This window comes from Massilibacteroides sp. (assembly GCF_028705895.1).
GTDB lineage: Bacteria > Bacteroidota > Bacteroidia > Bacteroidales > Tannerellaceae > Massilibacteroides.
In genome coordinates this window covers 1-19400 of sequence record NZ_JAQWCQ010000033.1, presented here as the reverse complement: position 1 = coordinate 19400, position 19400 = coordinate 1, and the positions used below count along the sequence as shown (strand labels likewise).

The following is a 19400-nucleotide window of genomic DNA, read 5'->3' as shown; positions in this document are numbered from 1 at the left end:
ACACTTAAACTCTAATGACATCTCAACAATTTTATACTGAACAAGAGAAATTCTATATATCCGTAGATTGTATCATACTTGGTTTCAAATATGATAAAATATATCTTTTGATCTCGAAACGTAAGTTCGAACCCCTAAAGGGACATGACACTCTTATGGGTGGGTTCTTGCGTTCGAATGAAAGTCTTGATGAAACTGTAACGCGTGTTGTCCATGAATACACCGGCATTCAGAATGTATATATGGAACAAGTGGGAACATATGGAGACATCAACCGCGATACGGGTGAACGTGTAATCTCCGTTGTTTATTACGCTTTAATTGACTTAGAATTATTCGACGAAGAGCTTTGTAAGGTTCACAACGCAAGATGGGAAGAGGTCGATAGCGTAAAAGATCTGGTATTTGACCACAATCAAATGCTTATTGACACATTAAAAATTCTGAAAAGAAAAGCGGCTGTTCAACCGATAGGATTTAATCTGCTTCCAGAGAAATTTACATTACCGCAACTCCAGTCTCTTTATGAAGCAATTTATCAAACGACTTTAGATAAACGGAATTTCAGAAAGAAAATATTGGAAATGAATATTCTCGAAAAACAGGAAGACAAAGACAAATTAAATTCCAAACGGGGAGCTTTTTATTATAAGTTTGACAAAGAAAAGTATGATCAACTTTTAAAGAAGGGTAATTATTTTTCCTTATAATTAAGGCTTTATCCAAAACATAATAGAGTAAGCATTCGGTGTAGTCCGTGTTTTTCCGGCGGTAGTACCAACTCCTATAGCTCCACCAATAGCCATGCTTTGACCGATACCTTTGAAAGAGTTTCCAAAAGCGATTTCAAAGCTTTGGCCTTCCAACAAACCGGCAGTCGTTCCTCCTGCCACATGACCCGCTGCAGCCGCTATTGGCGAAACGGTCTTCTATACAAATAGAAACAAGCTCTCCAGCGGCATAAATATAATGATTTCTATAAACAAACCACGCTAAAAATTCAAACACAATCCCATGCCCGAGGAGGAGGCTTCCAGATGCAAGGAGCAGGCGGTGTTTTCTCCGTTAAAAAGGTTTATGGCTTTTTTCATCTTCGCCTCTCCCAACAAGTCGCAAACGATACCGCCAACGGCAACAACGCCCCCACCTATCAACATGCCCGTATTTCCTTTTCCTCCTCCAATGCGGGACACCAAATCATAACCGAAACAAAAGCCTCCCACGGCACCTAACACAACACCTGTCGTGTTCAGATTCTTTCCGGACTTAAATACTTGGTAAGCATTCTCCTTTTGCTTCACAATATTCGTAAACTCTTTCGACGTAACCTTTTCTTCACCAACATAAAAGGACGTACTCCAAAACCCCGTATTCATCCGGAGCTCTTTTCCCGGCTCATCGCTTTGAGCGCTTACGGTCAAAGCTGTACAGAGCAATGCAACAATAGTTAAAACTGTCTTTTTCATGTAAAACCATTTAATTTTATAAGATAGAACCATGTTATTACCCGTTATTCCGAGCTAAACATACGCTATTTCTATTTCACAATAATCTTTTCCCATTCCCCTCCGGCAATCACATTCTCTAAGCTTTCTACACCATACTTTTTCAATAAATTAGAGAAATAGGTTTCTCCATCTTCTTCCTTAACTCCTGCTTTCGAGAATGACAGTTTCTTCAATTTACCATTATTTAAAGCCCATAATTCTTTCATCGGATAGATACGAAAGACTTCAACATCGCTCCGATCTTGCAAATAAGCTTTAAAATGAACGTAATTAAATTTTTGATCGGAGTTTCCTAATTCTATCGTAGAAGAGACTGAAAGCGTAGAGTCACTATACCCCGGAGGAATACGATAGTCTTCAAAATCTTTCTTTTCCAAATTCTCCATCATTTTTTTCTCCCATCGTTGGCAAATACCTTTATGTATATACAGAATCTCCACAGAAGTCTTTCTTCCTATAAACGTCAGTTGAGAATAAGGATCATAATTATAATCAATCAAATCAATCAAACGTAAATTATCTACATTACCATTATGGGACAAAGATTTAAGCGTCAGAATCGGTATAGAAAACTCAATGTTTGCAGTATCTGTAAGTTGAAATTTTTCAGATTTCTTTTTATTTCCTGAATAAGTATTTGACCAATCAATGTCTTCATTATATTGTTTAATCCCCTGAAGAAAGATTTCTTTTGCAGCTTCTTTAAATAACTGTTCATCAAAGGATGATTGAGAGAACATGCATGGATGGTACATGGATACACTCAGTAGTATAAACAAAATGCGAATAGGATTTTTCATACGTTATTAATTATTTGTTTCACTAAGGTCGTATGGAACTCGCAAGATTTTTAATATCATGGTCTTGTGTGATTGAATAAAAATCAGGCTTCGTTTCATACGTAAAATTATTGTTTTGTTGAGCTATTGTTTTTCAAACGTTCCCAACAAATATCCTCCTATAGGGTTGGTCAATTCTATAGTATATGCTCCAGCATCCATATGGGTCACATCAATTACAATAAGAGCTGTTTCCAGAGCCGGATAGGTATATTCGTGCATTTCTCCGTTTTCTCCTGTTATCCGAACAGTCAGATCCGAAGAAGTCCTTACACACTGAATGATAAGCATATCTCCTTCTTTGTCAACCAAAACGGGTTGCTCTACGACCGCAGATCTTAATCCTTTGTCATCCCAATCTCCATTTAAAGGGACTTTTTCGGCTTTTGCTAATTGCATTGTTATAAAAAATGAAACAATAACAATCAATGCGCCTGAAAGCTTTTTCATAAAAATTAATTTTAAAAATTTACGTTTTGTTTCCTATATATAGAACTATAGACAAGGCAAAATTACATATAGACAAAGGTTCACAACGAAAAAACAGGTGGACAAAACGAACATGTAAAAACCGACATAAGGAGCTATTTGTCAGAGACTTTAAATAAACACAAACAAAAAGAGAAGTGGACATTTTCAAATCAGAAATGAGAAAGATAGTCTGCTAAAGCTTGAACTGTCTTTATTTGTTCATCCGGATTTGTATTGATTTTATCTCGGATACGTTGTTTTCTTTTGATCACCGACTGAGGAGAAATAGCAGCCAGCGTAGCGATCTGTTCATTCGACAAATTGAGTTTAATAAAACAGCAGTAACGTATGTCCATCTCGTTGAGTTCAGGGTATTGAGCGGATAAACGGACGGTATAATTATTGTACAACTGATCCAGACTTGCTTTCAGCTTTTGCCATTGTTCTTCCGACATAACTTTTCTCGCCTGCCGGATTTCATGAATAATCGGACTTTTATCTTCGAGCTGTTCTAATAATGTTTTTTCTCTTGAAAGGAGTTTAAAAGTAGCATTCTCACGTTTTTTCAAATCGTCATTATAACGAGCAATTTCTCTTTTATGTTCGGAGATTTCTCTCTGCAAGTTTTCGTTGGCAAACAAAAGTTGGTCTACGGCCTCCGTTTCCCTGTTTTCCGTTTCTTCTATTTGAGTAGAAAGGCGATTTATTAATTCTTTGTTTTTTTCTATTGTCGTGATATGGCTGTCGATGGTTTCGAAAAGTTGCAGGATTCTATTCTTTGTTTGTTGCAATAGCCGTTCTTTATTCAGCAGCTTCCGCTGGTATAAATAAATTAAGGCAGCAACAATCAGTACAATCGTCAGCAACCCCATAAGCGAAATCTTTATCCATCGATCATGTCGCATTTTCAACTGATTGTTTTCGTTAATCAATTTTTCATGTGCATACTTTTCTTTTATTTCGAGGATTTCTTTCGCTTGTTTTTTTTCGTTTATAGAATCAGCTAATTCAATATACCGCTCTTTATGGAAAAAAGCTTTATCGAAATAGTCGTTTTGTTTATTAACTTTAGACAAATACCAATAGGCATCTCGTCGTGTGTTCATATTGGATGATTGTAAAGCCTTCTCCAAATAAAAAACAGCCGAGTCATAGCTGTTTTTCTCCACATAAATATTGCCAAGCGATAAATAAGACTGCTCGAGCCCATAATAAGCATAGCGTTGTTTAAGATCAATCGATTTATGAAGACAAGCGAAAGCCTTATCCTGTTCTCCATGCCAAGTATACAGATTGGCCACCTCTGTCAAAGCCATCGCCAAAGCCCGGTATTGCTTGCTGTCTTCTTCTATGCGGATGGCTTTTTCGTAGTAATGTATTGCGCTATCCTGTTGTTCATAAACACGGTAAATACGCCCTAATTCCAAAAAGGAATTGGCAATATAATTGCTGTCGGTTGTTTGTAAGGCATAGTGATTTGCTTCACGAAGAAACGCTTTAGCCTGCTCTTTCAGTTCCGGACGGTAGGCATAAAGCATCCCCAGATTAGAACAGATCAGGCAGGCAAAACGGTAGTCCGTTGTTTTCTTCACTTCGTCAAGTGCCTGCACATAATATCGGGCAGTAGCCTCAACCTGATTCATCTCCCGTTGCACCTGGCCGGCATAGAAAAAAGCCTGTGCTTTACGACGCGGATGGGGCTGCTTCTCGAAATAAGCCAAAGCCACATTAATCAACGAATCCGACGTTTCTTCTATATACATCTTATTACGAGCCTGGGTCACTAATAAGCACCAAGTCGCATAATTCAGTTCATTTTCCCGTTTGGCTATATCCATCTTTTCCAAAAGCATCAACGCACTATCCGGGTGGCCCCACATAAGTTCCTCAGCCTGTTGTAATTCTATACGTAATTCCGGCTCCTTTTTCGCACACGAAAAAAAGAACAGGAGCAACAATAGTCCTGCAAAGTAATTCATTCAATAATACAGCATTCTGTTTTGAAAGCAAATATACACGATTGACAACAAAACAAAAGGAAATAATTTGTTTTATTTTCAAAAGAAAACAGTACAGGGAAACTGAAGCAATACATACTACATTTTAAGCACTTCATCAATGTAAGCATTCGGGGTACCCTGTCTTTTTTCATGCTTTATCTGATTCTACCTTTGCTCCCAAAAACGTTATGTGGAATCTCAAAGAGTTTGAATCTATCTATTCGCGCTACCAATCAAGTGGCCTGAGAGTCAAAAACTTTTGTTGTAACGAGTGTATCTCCTTATCTTGCTTTTTCTATTGGCAGAAGAAGCTCAAGCAAGATCGAAAAGAATTAGAGCACCCTTCGGGCTTTGTTCCGTTAGTATTAAATTCCACCGGTTCTCCGGGAAAGTGTTCTTCTGATTATTCTCCTCAATTGGACTCCTATCCGGTAGAGAGAAGTATCTGCGAACTAATCTATCCCAACGGCGTAAGACTTCGCATGCCTCTGGGTAGGGATATCAGAGAAATGAATGAATCCATCCGCTATTGGTTGTATCCTTTCCCCACCGATACGCGCAAAAGCTTTTATACCCTAAGCGGGCTCGTGACCGATCAGATGGGTGGAAATATCCGTAGCGGTGATGCCTTTATTTTTATCAACCGACATTGTACCTCCATGAAAGTATTACATATGGAGACCGGTGGACTAGTCATCTACCATTTACGGCTTGAGGAGGGCACCTTCCGGCTTCCGCACTTTGAAGAAGAAAGCCACTCCTGCCTAAGTTCCTGGAAAAACCTAATGCTGATGATACAGTTTTGGACAAATGCGATTGTTTGTACCAAGAGAACCAGCGACTGAAAGGCAAGCTGGAAGACTGTACGGACGTTGATGCCCTGAAGAGCTTCTACGAGCAAACAATCTCCCTTCAGAAGGATAAAATCCTCACCTTAGAAAGCCAGGTCGCCTACCTGAATCGCCGTTTGTGGGGAAAGACCAGCGAACGCTTCATTAATGCGGATCCTCTTCAACGTCGGTTAGACTTTGAAGGGCTGGATGTCCTACCCGAAGAGAAGGAACTGGCCGAGAAAGCGGCCGAAGAACTTGTTTCTTCTAAAGAACGACGCACGCGTGAGCGAATAAAAGAAAAACCTGTCCGCAAGCCATTGTCGGAAGATCTACCTCGCAAAGAAGAGCATGTTTACCCTGTTGTAGATAATCTGGACGATAAAGCCGTTTGGCATGAATTAGAACCTGAAGTAACTAAAGTGTTGGAGTATGAGCCGGGCGGCACAGAAAGTGGTATTGCCTTTACTCAAAGACTTCCGGGGAGCTTTACAGACGGACGGTTATGAAGTCTATAAAATGTACGAGGATAAGCAAGGAGTTTTACCCCTTGGTTGCTGGGCACATGCCCGACGCAAGTTTGAAGAAGCCTTGAAAGAAGACAAAGCCAGAGCGGAATTGCTCCCGCACAATTGGAAGGGAAGAGAATCCAAATAAAACTCCAAGAAAATCTGAAACAACTCCGAATGTTTTCCAACTTTTTGAAAGTTTAATTGAAAGTAAGTAGAACCTTTTAATCAAAAGACGGGGTACACCGAATGCTTACATTATAGACGTATTAAAAAAGGCTTACTTCAAGGAATAATTGAAGCAAGCCTTTTTGATTTTGTGTTCTTTAAGTTGTTTATTCAGTCAATTTACCGATCAATTCAGCCAGCGATTTCTTTGCATCTCCTTGCATCGTGACAACTTTCTCTTTCATTTCATACAATGGATTCGGTACGCCGGCATAACCGGGTTTCAGATCGTAATTACAAATGATAACATAGTTTGATTGATCCACATTGAGAACGGGCATACCGTAAATTGGAGTACCTTCTGCATCACGGGCAGCAGGATTCAATACATCGTTAGCGCCGATGACGACTACCAGATCTGTTTCCTTAAACTCATCGTTGATCGCATCCATTTCGTATAATTGATCATAGGAAACATCGGCCTCTGCGAGAAGCACATTCATATGTCCGGGCATACGTCCGGCTACCGGATGAATCGCATATTTCACAGCAGCTCCCTTCGATTCGAAGAGGTCGGCTAACTGACGTACCTGATGTTGTGCCTGAGCCAGCGCCATGCCGTATCCCGGAACGAGTATTACCTTACGGGCTGATCTCAATACGTTTTCCGTATCGGCATTGATCGGTGAGGCATTACCGACTGTCGTTTTTTCAGCATCGATTGTGCGCATAAGTTTGTTTAACGAAACCTTCGCATCACCTTGCATCACCACAACTTTGTCTTCCATTTCATATAATGGATTGGGCACGCCGGCATAACCCGGTTTGAGGTCATAATTACAGATAACGATGTATCCTGCCTGATCTACATTCAGCACAGGCATACCATAGATAGGGGTACCTTCCGCATCACGCGCAGCAGGATTCAACACATCGTTGGCTCCGATAACGACTACCAGATCCGCGTCCTTGAATTCATCGTTGATAGCACCCATCTCGTATAGTTGATCGTAGGGCACATCCGCTTCTGCCAGAAGCACATTCATGTGTCCGGGCATTCGTCCGGCTACCGGATGGATAGCATATTTCACAATAGCTCCTCTCGACTCAAACAAATCGGCTAATTGCCGCACCTGATGTTGCGCTTGCGCTAATGCCATGCCGTATCCGGGAACGAGTATTACCTTGCGAGCCGATTTTAATTTGTTTTCATCTAACTCGGCCTTATTCTCTGCGACAATACCTGTAGCAGAATTTGTAACAGATACATCTCCTGAAGTCTTACCCAATAGGATCACCATTAATTTCCGGTTCATCGCTTTACACATAATCTGTGTCAATATCAGTCCAGATGAGCCAACAATTCCACCAATAGACACTACCAGAATATCTCCTATGGCCATTCCGGCAATGGCAGCTGCAATACCTGCCAGAGAAGTCAACAGGGATATGGCGATCGGCATGTCTGCTCCTCCGATACGAATGGCAAACATCCACCCGAATAAGGATCCGAAGATAGCTCCAAGTAGCAAGATGAAGTATGGATCGGCAAAAAGAGTCGTGTTATTCCCTATGATAAATGAAAGGGCAACAGTAACAACGGACAGTAAACCAAGTAAATTGGTTATTAACTGATGGTTCTTGTAAACAACCGGCTTCTGAGGCAACAGCCGATGCAGTTTTCCGGCTGCAATCATACTGCCTACAAAAGTAACCATCCCGACAATCACCGCCAGATCAGCTGTAAAATTGACAAATAGAGGATAGGCAGACGGTTTTACTCCCACTCCGATCAGTGTCAGTCCCCCAACAATTGCACCTGCCAACCCGCCCAAACCATTTAGCATAGCTACAGTTTGCGGCATTTCAATCATTTTCACTCTATACGCTAATACAACTCCGATAAGAGTTCCCAACAGAATGAAAATATAGATTGTGGATACATCGAAAATATCATAGAAAAGCAATGTCACCACAAACCCCGCCAGTAAACAAAATGAAAGCAACAAATTGCCACGCACGGAAGAGGTTACTTTACTCATCATAGAAAGACCCAACAAGGCCAACAACGATAAGACGCTGCATACAATGTAATAAATGGTTTCCGTCATCATGGTTTTTTGTTTTTCTTTTTAGGCTGAAACATTTTCAGCATCCGGTGAGTAACTCCAAAACCGGCAATCACATTCACTGTCGCCAAGACAATTCCCAAACCTCCCAGAATCTGTCCGATCAGCAAACCGTTACCTCCGGCCTGATAAGAATATCCTACAGTCACAACCGCACCTAAGAGACAAATTCCCGCTAATGCGTTCATCCCCGTCATAAGTGGCGTATGCAAAAGACTGGGAACGTTCTTTATAATAAGGTATCCCAATAAAGACGATACCAGAAATATCAAAATCAAAAAAACTGGATTCATTTGAAATAGAATTTAAGGATTACTTATTCATCGCCTCCAACGTTCCTTCATGAACAATCTTATTGTTGGTCGTCACCAAGATAGAACGAGCTATTTCATCATTCATATCCAATTCAATCTTGTCGTCTTTCATCAGATAATTAACCAGATTATATACATTATTGGCAAACATCCAAGTAGAGCTGGTTGGGAGTAATCCCGGAATATTCTTAATACCGATCACCGTCACCCCATGTTTCACTTCCGTAGTTCCCGGAGGTGTGATAGCGCAATTTCCTCCCTGATCAATCGAGATGTCAACAATAACAGATCCGTTTTTCATCTCCTTAACCATCTCTTCCGTAATCAATATCGGAGCAATCTTGCCCGGCACCAAAGCACTCAGAAACACGATATCCATCTCTTTCAGGACCTCACGTAGTTTCTGGCGCTCTTTTTCAATCCATTCAGCAGGCAGATCCTTGGCATAACCACCTTTTGCTATAGCCAAATCAGCAGGCACAGCCGGATCGATCACTTTAGCACCGAGGCTCATCGCATGTTCCATTGCCGCAGGACGTATATCCATTGCATAAGTAATTGCACCCAGACGTTTGGATGTAGCCAATGCCTGAAGACCACCCACACCTACCCCGATAACTAATGCTTTTGCGGGCTGAATAGAACCCACTGCGGTAAACATAGGAGGAATGAACTTAGCCATCGCATTGGCAGCCAAAAGAATCCCTTTATAACCGGCACACGTACTCATGGATGTCAAAGCATCCATATTCTGTGCTCTCGAAATGCGGGGAACACTATCCAACGTAAGACTAACAACTCCCTTTTCTGCCAGCATTCTCACCATGTCATGATTAACCGGAGATGCCGGATGAATAAATGTGATCAGGAATTGCCCCTGGTGCATCATCTCAACCTCATGTTTGTTGAATTTTGTATTGAAAAGTGGTTCTTTAACTTTAAGGATCAGATCTGCCTTCTCAAATAATTCCTCTGCTGATTTAATCACTTGGGCACCCGCCGCTACATAGTCTTCATCAGGATAAAAAGAGCCAACTCCCGCTCCTTTCTCTATTAAAACCTTAGCCCCATCAGCAACATACTTCTTCACTGTATCCGGAATAGCAGCCACACGCGCTTCGCCGGGCATAATCTCTCCGGGAATTCCAATAATCATAGTAATTCAATTTAAAGTTAACAATTACCAAATGTAAGCATAAAAGAAATAGAAAGGTGACTTATCCTAAATAAGGTTGACAGATTTCGGTACTGTTTACCATAAAAGTTGACATCCTTTGTGTACTAAAAGACAACAATTCTATGCTTTAAACTGAAATAGTAAGTAAGTGATAATAAATGTTGTATAACATGCAAAGAATAAGTGTTTACATGAACACTTATTAGTAATATCGCAAGTATCTTTGGAACACTTATCTACGAGCATACAAATTATATTAAACACAATATGTTAGACGCATTAAAAAAAGAAGTTTTTGACGCAAACATTGACCTGGTGAAACACGGACTTGTTATTTTCACTTGGGGGAATGTCAGCGGCATCGACCGGGAGAAGGGATTAATCGCCATAAAACCGTCCGGAGTCTCTTACGACACAATGACGGCAGATGATATGGTGATTCTGGATATGGAGGGAACGATTGTGGAGGGAAAACTGAAGCCTTCTTCAGATACACCAACCCATCTCGCTCTATACAAAGCCTTCCCTAATATCGGAGGGATAGTACATACTCATTCAACTTATGCCACAGCGTGGGCACAGGCAGGTTCTGCTATTCCTAATATAGGAACAACTCATGCCGACTATTTCAAAGAGGCAATTCCTTGTACACGGTCAATGACTAAACAAGAGATTTACGGAGATTATGAACTGGAAACCGGTAATGTTATTATTGAGACTTTTCATAGCACCAACCCCGACCATACACCTGGAGTATTGGTGAATAACCACGGCCCTTTCTCCTGGGGAAAGGATGCCCATGATGCGGTTCACAATGCCGTAGTTTTGGAACAGGTTGCTAAAATGGCTTTTATTTCGATAAACATTAATCCGACATTCAGCATGAATGAAGCGTTAATCGATAAACATTTTAGCAGGAAACATGGTCCGAAGGCTTATTACGGACAATAAGTCTCTTTTATAAACAAGCAACAAAAGAATAAAAATAATAACCTGGTTCTTTCAGGAACTTCTTAATACCTATTGAAAGAACTCAATAAAAAATTAATATCATGAATTTTAAAGATTTAGAAGTATGGTTTGTAACCGGAGCTCAACTCTTATATGGGGGTGATGCTGTGGTAGCTGTAGATGCGCATTCTACAGAAATGGTAAAAGGGTTAAATGATTCGGGGATACTACCGATTAAAGTGGTATATAAAGGTACTGCCAATTCTTCGGCGGAGATTTCTGAAATTATGCGTGCAGCAAACGGAGATACAAAATGTGTCGGAATGATTACCTGGATGCATACATTTTCTCCTGCCAAGATGTGGATACATGGTTTATTGGATTACAAGAAGCCTCTTTTACATCTTCATACGCAATACAATAAAGAAATTCCTTGGAGTGAAATCGACATGGATTTTATGAATCTGAATCAATCAGCACACGGAGATCGTGAGTTCGGTCATATTACCAGTCGTTTGCGCAAACCCCGTAAGGTGGTTGTCGGATACTGGAAAGAGAAAGAAACTCAAAAGAAAATAGCCGGTTGGATGCGTGTATGTGCAGGCTGGGCAGATGCACAGGATATGCTTATTATCCGCTTCGGAGATAACATGAATAATGTGGCCGTTACTGATGGTGATAAAGTTGAAGCAGAAATACGCTTAGGATATCATGTGGACAATGCACCTATTGCAACTCTTGTACCTTATGTGAATGCGGTAACGGAAACTGAAATAGATGCGTTAGTTGCTGAATACGAAAAAACATATGACTTCGCTGACGATTGTAAGAAAGGGGCAGAGAAACATTCGTTTGTCCGCGATGCTGCAGCACAGGAAATCGGACTTCGCCGCTTCCTGCAGGACAATGGAGCCAAAGGGTTCACAACAAGTTTTAATGAATTAGAAGGCATGTCTCAGTTAATGGGATTTGCATCACAACGTTTGATGGCTGAAGGATACGGCTTTGGTGCTGAAGGCGACTGGAAATCGGCAGCTCTTGTACGCACAATGTGGATAATGGGACAAGGATTACCGGGTGGACAATCATTCCTTGAGGATTATACCTTAAACTTTGATGGCGAGAATAGTACGATTCTTCAATCGCATATGTTGGAAATAAATCCGGACATAACGGGAGTAAAACCTCGTATAGAAGTCCATTTCTTAGGTATCGGAGATGCACGTACATGTGCTCGTCTTGTTTTCCAGGCACATAAAGGAGAAGGAGTTGCCGCTACTATCGTTGACATGGGCAATCGTTTCCGTATGATTGTAAATGAAGTGATGGTGGAAGAACCCAAACCGCTTCCTAAACTTCCTGTTGCATGTGCGTTATGGAAACCTATGCCTAATTTCGAAATCGGAGCCGGGGCGTGGATTCTGGCAGGTGGTACGCACCACTCCAGTTTTTCTTATTCTGTAACAACAGATATGTTAGAAGATTATGCTGAAATTGCAGATATCGAATTGCTGATAATTGATAAAGACACAACTATCCGTCAGTTCCGTCAAGACCTTCGTAATAACGAAGTATATTATATGCTGAATAAAGCATTAAGATAATAATAGTAACGCCATGTAACGGATTCACGTTACATGGCGTATGTACTAACCTTCAAATCAATATAGCATGAAATATGTAATAGGATTGGATTATGGATCGGATTCGTGCCGGGCTATAATCATTGAAGCAGAAACCGGAAAAGAAATAGCTTCATCCGTAAAATACTATAAGAGGTGGATGCAGGGAAAATATTGTAATCCGCAGCAAAATCAATATCGTCAACATCCTTTAGATTATATAGAAGCTCTTGAGGAGTCAATTAAAGAAGCACTTAATAATTCGCCGGCGCATGTAGCAGAAAACGTTGTCGGTATGTCTTTTGATACAACAGGTTCCACACCGGTACTTATTGATAAAGAAGGGCTCCCCTTGGCACTTCGCTCTGAGTTTTCTGAAAATCCAAACGCAATGTTTGTCTTGTGGAAAGACCATACAGCAGTAAACGAAGCAGCTCGCATTAATCAATTGGCAAAAACCTGGGATATAGATTATACAGCCTATGAAGGCGGAATTTATTCCAGCGAATGGGTATGGGCAAAGATGGCTCATGTACTGTCAGTTGATGAATCGATACGTGAAACTGCCTACAGTTGGATAGAACATTGCGATTGGATGCCGGCACTTATTACAGGAGTGATTAAACCGGAGAAAATAGTAAGAAGCCGTTGTTCAGCGGGACACAAAGCCATGTGGCTCGAAGAATGGGGCGGGCTTCCTCCCGAAGAGTTCTTAGTTGCCATCAGTCCTTTACTCAAAGGATACAGGGAACGTTTATACGAAAGCACATACACAAGTGATACTAAAGTTGGCCAGCTTACACAAGAATGGGCTGACAGGTTAGGTTTGTCAACTCGTGTTGCCGTTGGCGTAGGAGCATTTGATTGCCATATGGGAGCTGTCGGAGCAGAAATCGGACCAAAGACGTTCGTTCGTGTGATCGGCACATCGACCTGCGATATCATGATTGCTTCGTATGAAGATATGGAACAAAAACTTATTCCGGGTATTTGCGGACAAGTGGACGGCTCTGTCGTTCCTGGAATGATCGGATTGGAAGCCGGACAATCCGGATTTGGAGATATCTACGCCTGGTTTAAATCAGTTCTTGCCTGGCCATTGGAAAACCTGGTCGGAAAGTCTGATTTAATTGACGATCCAACCAAATCCAAACTAATCGAAGAAGCACTTGATAAACTAATCCCTGAAATATCCGAAGAAGCGGCGAAGATTCCTGTGGCAGAAAGTTCACTGCTGGCAATTGACTGGATGAACGGTCGTCGCACGCCGGATGCAAGTCAGTTGGTAAAAGGGACCATTACGGGTCTCAATTTAGCCAGCACAGCTCCGCTTATATATAAAGCATTGGTTGAAGCCACCGCATTTGGTTCAAAAGCCATTGTTGATCGTTTCCTTGAAAACGGAATCGAGATAGATCATGTTATTGGCATCGGAGGAATTTCTCAAAAATCCCCTTTGGTTATGCAAGCACTTGCTGATGTACTGAATATGCCGATTAAAGTGGCCAGGACAAAAGAAGCTTGCGCATTCGGTGCTGCGATGTTTGCTTCTGTCGTTGCAGGTATTCATAAGGATATTTTCACAGCGCAAAAAGCAATGGGACAAGGATTCTCTAAAGAATATATTCCAAATGAAGAGAACCACAAAATATACATACGTCAGTATGGGAACTATCAAAAATTAGGCAGCTTTACAGAAGCTGAATTATTCTCTTAAATCTACACATTGTTATGAATTGGGAATCACACGAGTTTTTATGGATTGACTGGGTAATTATCGTAATCGGAATAGTGCTTGTATCCTGGGCTGTATGGCGTTCGATACAGAAAGACAAACGTTTACAACAGGGAGCGAACAGTGAAGATTACTTATTTGGGAAAGGTGAACCCTGGTATATTATTGGTGCGGCTATTTTTGCGGCCAATATCGGCTCGGAGCATCTCGTTGGTCTTGCAGGCACAGGTGCAAAAGCAGGTGTCGGCATGGCACATTGGGAAATGCAAGGTTGGATGATCCTTCTCTTAGGTTGGCTTTTTGTTCCCTTCTACCAGCTTATGAATAACAAAATGGGGAAAATCATTACCATGCCTGATTTTCTCAAATATCGATACACACCGGCAACAGGATCATGGTTATCCATAATCACACTCGTTGCTTATGTCTTAACAAAGGTGAGTGTTACGGCATTTACGGGTGGTATATTCATGGAAAGCCTTCTTGGTTTACCTTTTTGGTACGGGGCTATCGGTTTAATTGTTCTAACCGGAATATTCACTGTTTTGGGTGGTATGAAAGGAGTTATGACACTATCAGCCATTCAGACTCCTATACTCATTCTGGGATCTTTCCTCGTTCTTTTCCTTGGATTAGCAACTCTTGGTGGAGGAAATATCGGTGACGGTTGGGCGGCGATGATTGATTACTCCAAAACGCTGAATGTGGGTGAAGATGGCGTTGCATACGGAACAAATCATATGTTCCATTTCCAGACAGGAGATCCATTATATGATGAGTATCCGGGATTCTGGGTATTTATTGGAGCATCTATTATCGGATTCTGGTATTGGTGTACCGATCAGCATATCGTACAGCGTGTACTCGGGCAACGTAAAGGCGAATCGAATGAAGCAGTTATGAAACGGGCACGCAGAGGCTCTATCGCTGCGGGTTATTTTAAAGTATTACCCGTATTCATGTTTCTTATCCCGGGGATGATTGCTGCGGCCTTAGCTGCTCATCCGGACAGTGGATTTACGCTGGAAAATCCGGATACGGCGTTTGGTGCTATGGTTAAATTCGTATTACCGGCAGGAGTTAAAGGTATTGTTACTATTGGCTTTATTTCGGCATTGGTCGCTTCTTTAGCAGCCTTCTTCAACTCTTGTGCTACGCTGTTTACAGAAGACTTTTATAAACCTATGTTCAAAAATAAAAGTGAAGCAACTTATGTTTTAGTTGGTCGTATTGCAACTATAGTTGTTGTAATCCTCGGTATTGTGTGGATACCTATTATGATGAGTCTTGGTAGTCTTTACGATTATCTGCAGGGTATCCAATCATTACTTGCTCCGGCAATGGTTGCAGTATTTGCCCTGGGTATTTTCTCCAAAAAGATCACCCCTAAAGCAGGTGAAGTAGGTATGATCGTTGGATTTATTCTCGGTATGTTACGTTTGATAACGAATATTTTCACGAATACCGGCAAAGATCTGATGACGGGTTGGTATTGGGATTATACAGCTTGGTTCTGGCAGACAAACTGGCTTATATTTGAAATCTGGCTGCTCGTATTTATCATTTTGCTGATGGTGGTAGTTTCATTCTTCACTCCGGCTCCAACAGCCAAACAAATAGAAGCGATCACATTCACATCAGATTATAAAACGCAGATCAGAAAGAGCTGGAACTGGATCGATGTAGTAGCATCTATCGGTGTAGTTGCTTTGTGCGCTGCTTTCTACTGGTATTTCTGGTAATTCTTATAATTTAGTTGGGGTGTATTATGCACCCCAACTAAAATCAATTTATCACGTGTTTTCCGGCTGTTACTTTTTTAGGTTTCTTTTTCGGGAGAACCAATGTCGCTTCTGTTCCTTGGGGAACATCAACAGCAAGACTAATCGTTGAACCTTTCTTCTTTATATCAACACGGATAAAGCCGTATTGTGTTTCTACGGTAGCAGAGGCTTCTTTTAGTGAGCCTAAATCCGGTTCAACTTTGAACGTCTTAAAGCCTGGCGATGTAGGTTCTATTCCGCACAATTTCTGACTAAGGATAGTCAACGGCCCCCCACTCCATGCATGGTTAATCGTTCCGCCACCAAAGCCTTCAGGACCTACATCCCACCCTTCAAACAAGGTGGTATAAGGATAATTCATCATCTTACTATAGCGTGATTTCATACGTTCAATAGCAAAACTTGATTGTTTCATCTTAAACAAGGCTTCCAATACATATTTTTCCATATACGGACTTGCGTGATATTCTTTTTTCAGCACTTTTGTCAAAGCCGGATATTTGTCTGTAGAGGCCAAACCGGAAACAATTGCCATTGCCTGAGAGCGATCATCTGTCTCTCCTTTATATCCCGGAGAACGGAAGCAGGTTCCTGTCCAGTATTTTGTATCAAAACATTTCTCAATCGTTTGCATCATTTGCAGATTTTGGGCGGCATCAATGGTTTTGCCTAATTGTAAAGCAAATTCCCGTTCAGCTTTTAATGCAAGATAATACCAGCAAGTAGTAAGAACCCCCATATCTATATTTTCTCCCCAATCGCCCCACGTCCAATTGCCATTACGTTCGACGGGAAGTCCGCTTGCATCTACTTTCCAAACATCATGTAAATAGACATGTAAACGATCATATATAGGAGCAACAAAACTACTGTCTCCTGAAAAATAATATTGCGTATAAAAACCATACCAGCTCACAGAAGCCAACATTTGCAGCGGTAATTCTTTAAACCAGTTGCCCGCGGGAACAGGAGCATAAATCACCCCATCTTTACGTTGGAAGTTCATTAATTCATGAATTCCTTTTTCGGCTAATTTCCAGGAAGAAGGAGATAAAGCATAAAACGCTTCGCCTAATTCATTGACTTCATCGCCCCACCATTGAGACCGTTCACGATCCGGACAATCCATATACGTGTCGCGCATAGTTACATAAAGCGTCCTCGCCGAACGCTTCCACAATTCATTCAGGAAAGTATCATTACTCTGGAATGAGCCTGTAAACTCCGCATTATAGCCGGTTTCCCGAAACTTTACATCCAACACATCAACGTCTTCGGGAATAATATACCACATCTCGTGACCATTCATCCAGCCTAAACTTTCATATTCCTGAATGCCTTCACGCGTAATGTATTCCGCACGCACATTTGGAGTACCTCCTCCTTCATAATTATCAGTAAGCATATGAATTGTTTTTCCCGCAGGTGCTTTTACCTTGAGGTAAGGAGTCACATGGCAGTTATAAGGTAAACGACAGAACAGGGTATCATTATCTGCTGACTTTCTCACGTTGGGATAAGCTGTTAAACCATAATCTTTCCACAACGGGATTGGTCGTTCTACGAGTTTTCCTAAAGGAGCATCCCCTGCATCGGCAATTATAACTGCCTGAGGCAGGTTTCCTGAGAATGAGGCAGTAGTCCAACCCTGCATTTCCTGACGTGCATCAAAACGAATATTACTTTCAGGCAAACGAAAATTCGGGAAAGGAGCTTCCGTATTCTGATACGCACCATACACCGCACTACGCCAGGTATCATCGGATACAATCTCTACGCCTTCTCCCTGTGCATCAAACAACAACGCTGCTTTTCCACTATTTACATGGCAAAAACCATCTTTTCCGAAATGCCAGACAAGTATGGCAATTAAATTTTCTCCTTTTTTCAAGTAAGGCGCAATCTCCACCTTATCAAAATAGCTGTCATGCATACTTGGGCCTCTTTTCAAACCGCCTTCGAAGACAACTAACCGACCATTAATCCATAACCAGTACTTTGTATCGGCAGCAATTTTCGCCGTCAGGCTTTCAGGCACATTTTTCAAGTCAACCGTCTTACGAAAAGCCAACCAGGTATTCGTTGCACTTTGACAATGTTCGGTATTTATCCATCGCCCTTTCCAATTTTCGGCATAAACGGAAACAGCACTCAGATAGCAAGTGAAAAAAAAGAGCAGTAAAATCTTTTTCATGATAAGAAGTCTGTATTTTTCATTATGTTAGCAATATTAACAAAAATAACATCGAAAAAGATATAAGCCAACATTTATCCTATTTTAATTTTATTCAGAGCCTGTTTAATTTTTTATTCGTGGCTTATTTCGTTTTATTTTTTGTTTAGTTGTATATCCGCATGAATGAGCATAGCGGGCTTTCAGCCTTAAAACCAAATCGAATAGCTTTGATTTTTTGTGTTTTATTTTGACAAATAGATACTTTTTTCGTCCTTTTACTTACGCGTAAAAAAATATCCATCCTTGTTTTTTGATTTATAATACCGTTTTAGACTAATAAATATTGTATTTAGACTAAAATAGCCCGTTTTTTACCGAAAATATAAAGGTTATTTTCTGAAAGATATCCTTTATCTTCAAAAAAAGAATAGAGTCTTTTTCCAAAAAGAATAGGGAGATTTTATCCATTGCCTTTTTTTGTTCAATTTTGATAATTCAAAAAAATGGGCATGCCGTATCGTGCGGTTTAAGTGCGGTTTTTCGGTGTTTGTTTTTCGGGTACATATATTGTCATTTTATTTAATAAAGCGCGTTAAAACAACGCTATTGAAGCCGATGACAACTTGTCTAAAAATGACAGATTTTGCTATTATTTTGTTTTTTATTTCACTTTTTTTATATTTGCTGTCCACGATTTGTTTTAACCTATCGAGGTAATCCCATTAAAAACGACATAATCCAAGTGTAATAACAACCGGGGTATCGGACTGATCCAAAAGAAGACGAAAGAAGACCGAAACAAGCCCTCAAGAAATATCCTATAAAAATTTAAACAGGCTCTCAAAGTATTCAAAAAAGAAAACATTCTATATTAAAAAGAAAATTATATTAAAATTCAATGATTTATCCTATTCTTTTACGATATTGTAAATTCACTAATTTAGATAAGCTATGGATAATATTAACCGTATTTTTTTAGACAATCAGAAATGGAAAGCTGAGAAATTAGCAGAGGATCCCATGTATTTTAAGAATCTTAGTGAGGGACAAAATCCGGAATATTTTTTTTATTGGATGTTCAGATAGTCGTATTTCTGTGGAACAACTATTGCAAACTGATATAGGTGATGTATTCGTACATCGTAATATTGCAAACTTAGCACCCAATAATGACTTTAATTTTATTT

Annotated in this window: 16 protein-coding genes and 1 pseudogene; 8 read left to right on the top strand and 9 right to left on the bottom strand. The window is 40.6% G+C overall.

All coding sequences use genetic code 11. The annotated features are described in order from the left end of the window. Positions 1-14 precede the first annotated feature (14 nt). Entirely contained in the window at positions 15-710 is a 696-nt protein-coding gene (locus tag PHT93_RS09595; RefSeq protein ID WP_300242211.1) for an NUDIX domain-containing protein, read from the top strand. Here PHT93_RS09595 and PHT93_RS09590 read toward each other — a convergent pair whose 3' ends face one another. The 5 genes from PHT93_RS09590 to PHT93_RS09570 all read right to left on the bottom strand — a co-directional run bounded on the left by PHT93_RS09590 (position 711) and on the right by PHT93_RS09570 (position 4797). Beyond that, positions 711-893, bottom strand: a complete 183-nt coding sequence (locus PHT93_RS09590; protein ID WP_300242209.1) for a hypothetical protein — start codon at positions 891-893, stop codon at positions 711-713. Between the two features lie 99 nt (positions 894-992). Then, positions 993-1466: a hypothetical protein gene (locus tag PHT93_RS09585; RefSeq protein ID WP_300242208.1), complete on the bottom strand. Its 474-nt coding sequence runs from the start codon at positions 1464-1466 to the stop codon at positions 993-995. Between the two features lie 71 nt (positions 1467-1537). Continuing rightward, positions 1538-2308 carry a hypothetical protein gene (locus PHT93_RS09580; protein ID WP_300242207.1) on the bottom strand — a complete coding sequence of 257 codons (771 nt, stop codon included), beginning with the start codon at positions 2306-2308 and terminating at the stop codon, positions 1538-1540. A gap of 123 nt (positions 2309-2431) precedes the next feature. Beyond that, positions 2432-2797, bottom strand: coding sequence for a DUF3244 domain-containing protein (locus tag PHT93_RS09575; protein ID WP_300242205.1), 366 nt, complete (start codon positions 2795-2797; stop codon positions 2432-2434). Between the two features lie 191 nt (positions 2798-2988). After that, a complete protein-coding gene (locus tag PHT93_RS09570; RefSeq protein ID WP_300242203.1) occupies positions 2989-4797 on the bottom strand; it encodes a hypothetical protein in 1809 nt (602 codons plus the stop codon). Positions 4798-5006: 209 nt separating this feature from the next. Here PHT93_RS09570 and tnpB point away from each other — a divergent pair, with 209 nt between their 5' ends. Then, positions 5007-5663 (top strand): IS66 family insertion sequence element accessory protein TnpB, encoded by a 657-nt coding sequence (gene tnpB, locus PHT93_RS09565; RefSeq protein WP_300242201.1) that lies wholly within the window; start codon positions 5007-5009, stop codon positions 5661-5663. Beyond that, positions 5579-6266, top strand: a pseudogene (locus PHT93_RS09560) (transposase); the annotation flags it as partial. The gene tnpB and the pseudogene PHT93_RS09560, both read left to right, overlap by 85 nt. Positions 6267-6492: 226 nt before the next feature. On the opposite strand, the gene PHT93_RS09555 reads toward PHT93_RS09560, so the two are convergent. From PHT93_RS09555 to PHT93_RS09545, 3 genes are read right to left on the bottom strand one after another with little or no spacing between them, the layout of a single operon-like run. Next, entirely contained in the window at positions 6493-8439 is a 1947-nt protein-coding gene (locus PHT93_RS09555; RefSeq protein WP_300242199.1) for an NAD(P)(+) transhydrogenase (Re/Si-specific) subunit beta, read from the bottom strand. Continuing rightward, a complete protein-coding gene (locus PHT93_RS09550; RefSeq protein ID WP_300242197.1) occupies positions 8436-8747 on the bottom strand; it encodes an NAD(P) transhydrogenase subunit alpha in 312 nt (103 codons plus the stop codon). The genes PHT93_RS09555 and PHT93_RS09550 overlap by 4 nt, the downstream gene beginning before the upstream one ends. A gap of 19 nt (positions 8748-8766) precedes the next feature. Then, positions 8767-9924 (bottom strand): NAD(P) transhydrogenase subunit alpha, encoded by a 1158-nt coding sequence (locus tag PHT93_RS09545; protein WP_300242195.1) that lies wholly within the window; start codon positions 9922-9924, stop codon positions 8767-8769. 288 nt (positions 9925-10212) lie between these two features. On the opposite strand from PHT93_RS09545, the gene araD reads away from it, so the two are divergent. From araD to PHT93_RS09525, 4 genes are all read left to right on the top strand, one after another. After that, the gene (gene araD, locus PHT93_RS09540; protein WP_300242193.1) at positions 10213-10896 is read left to right on the top strand and encodes an L-ribulose-5-phosphate 4-epimerase; all 684 of its coding nucleotides are present in this window, start codon (positions 10213-10215) and stop codon (positions 10894-10896) included. A gap of 101 nt (positions 10897-10997) precedes the next feature. Next, positions 10998-12500 (top strand): L-arabinose isomerase, encoded by a 1503-nt coding sequence (gene araA, locus PHT93_RS09535; RefSeq protein ID WP_300242191.1) that lies wholly within the window; start codon positions 10998-11000, stop codon positions 12498-12500. Positions 12501-12567: 67 nt separating this feature from the next. Beyond that, the gene (locus PHT93_RS09530) at positions 12568-14235 is read left to right on the top strand and encodes a ribulokinase (protein WP_300242188.1); all 1668 of its coding nucleotides are present in this window, start codon (positions 12568-12570) and stop codon (positions 14233-14235) included. Between the two features lie 14 nt (positions 14236-14249). Beyond that, the gene (locus PHT93_RS09525) at positions 14250-15995 is read left to right on the top strand and encodes a sodium:solute symporter (protein ID WP_300242184.1); all 1746 of its coding nucleotides are present in this window, start codon (positions 14250-14252) and stop codon (positions 15993-15995) included. 43 nt (positions 15996-16038) lie between these two features. On the opposite strand, the gene PHT93_RS09520 is transcribed toward PHT93_RS09525, so the two are convergent. After that, on the bottom strand, positions 16039-18231 hold the full coding sequence (locus PHT93_RS09520) for an alpha-L-rhamnosidase C-terminal domain-containing protein (protein WP_300242182.1): 2193 nt from the start codon (positions 18229-18231) through the stop codon (positions 16039-16041). 1021 nt (positions 18232-19252) lie between these two features. Here PHT93_RS09520 and PHT93_RS15165 point away from each other — a divergent pair. Then, a partial coding sequence (locus PHT93_RS15165) for a carbonic anhydrase (protein ID WP_363318643.1) occupies positions 19253-19400 on the top strand: 148 nt, incomplete at its 3' end.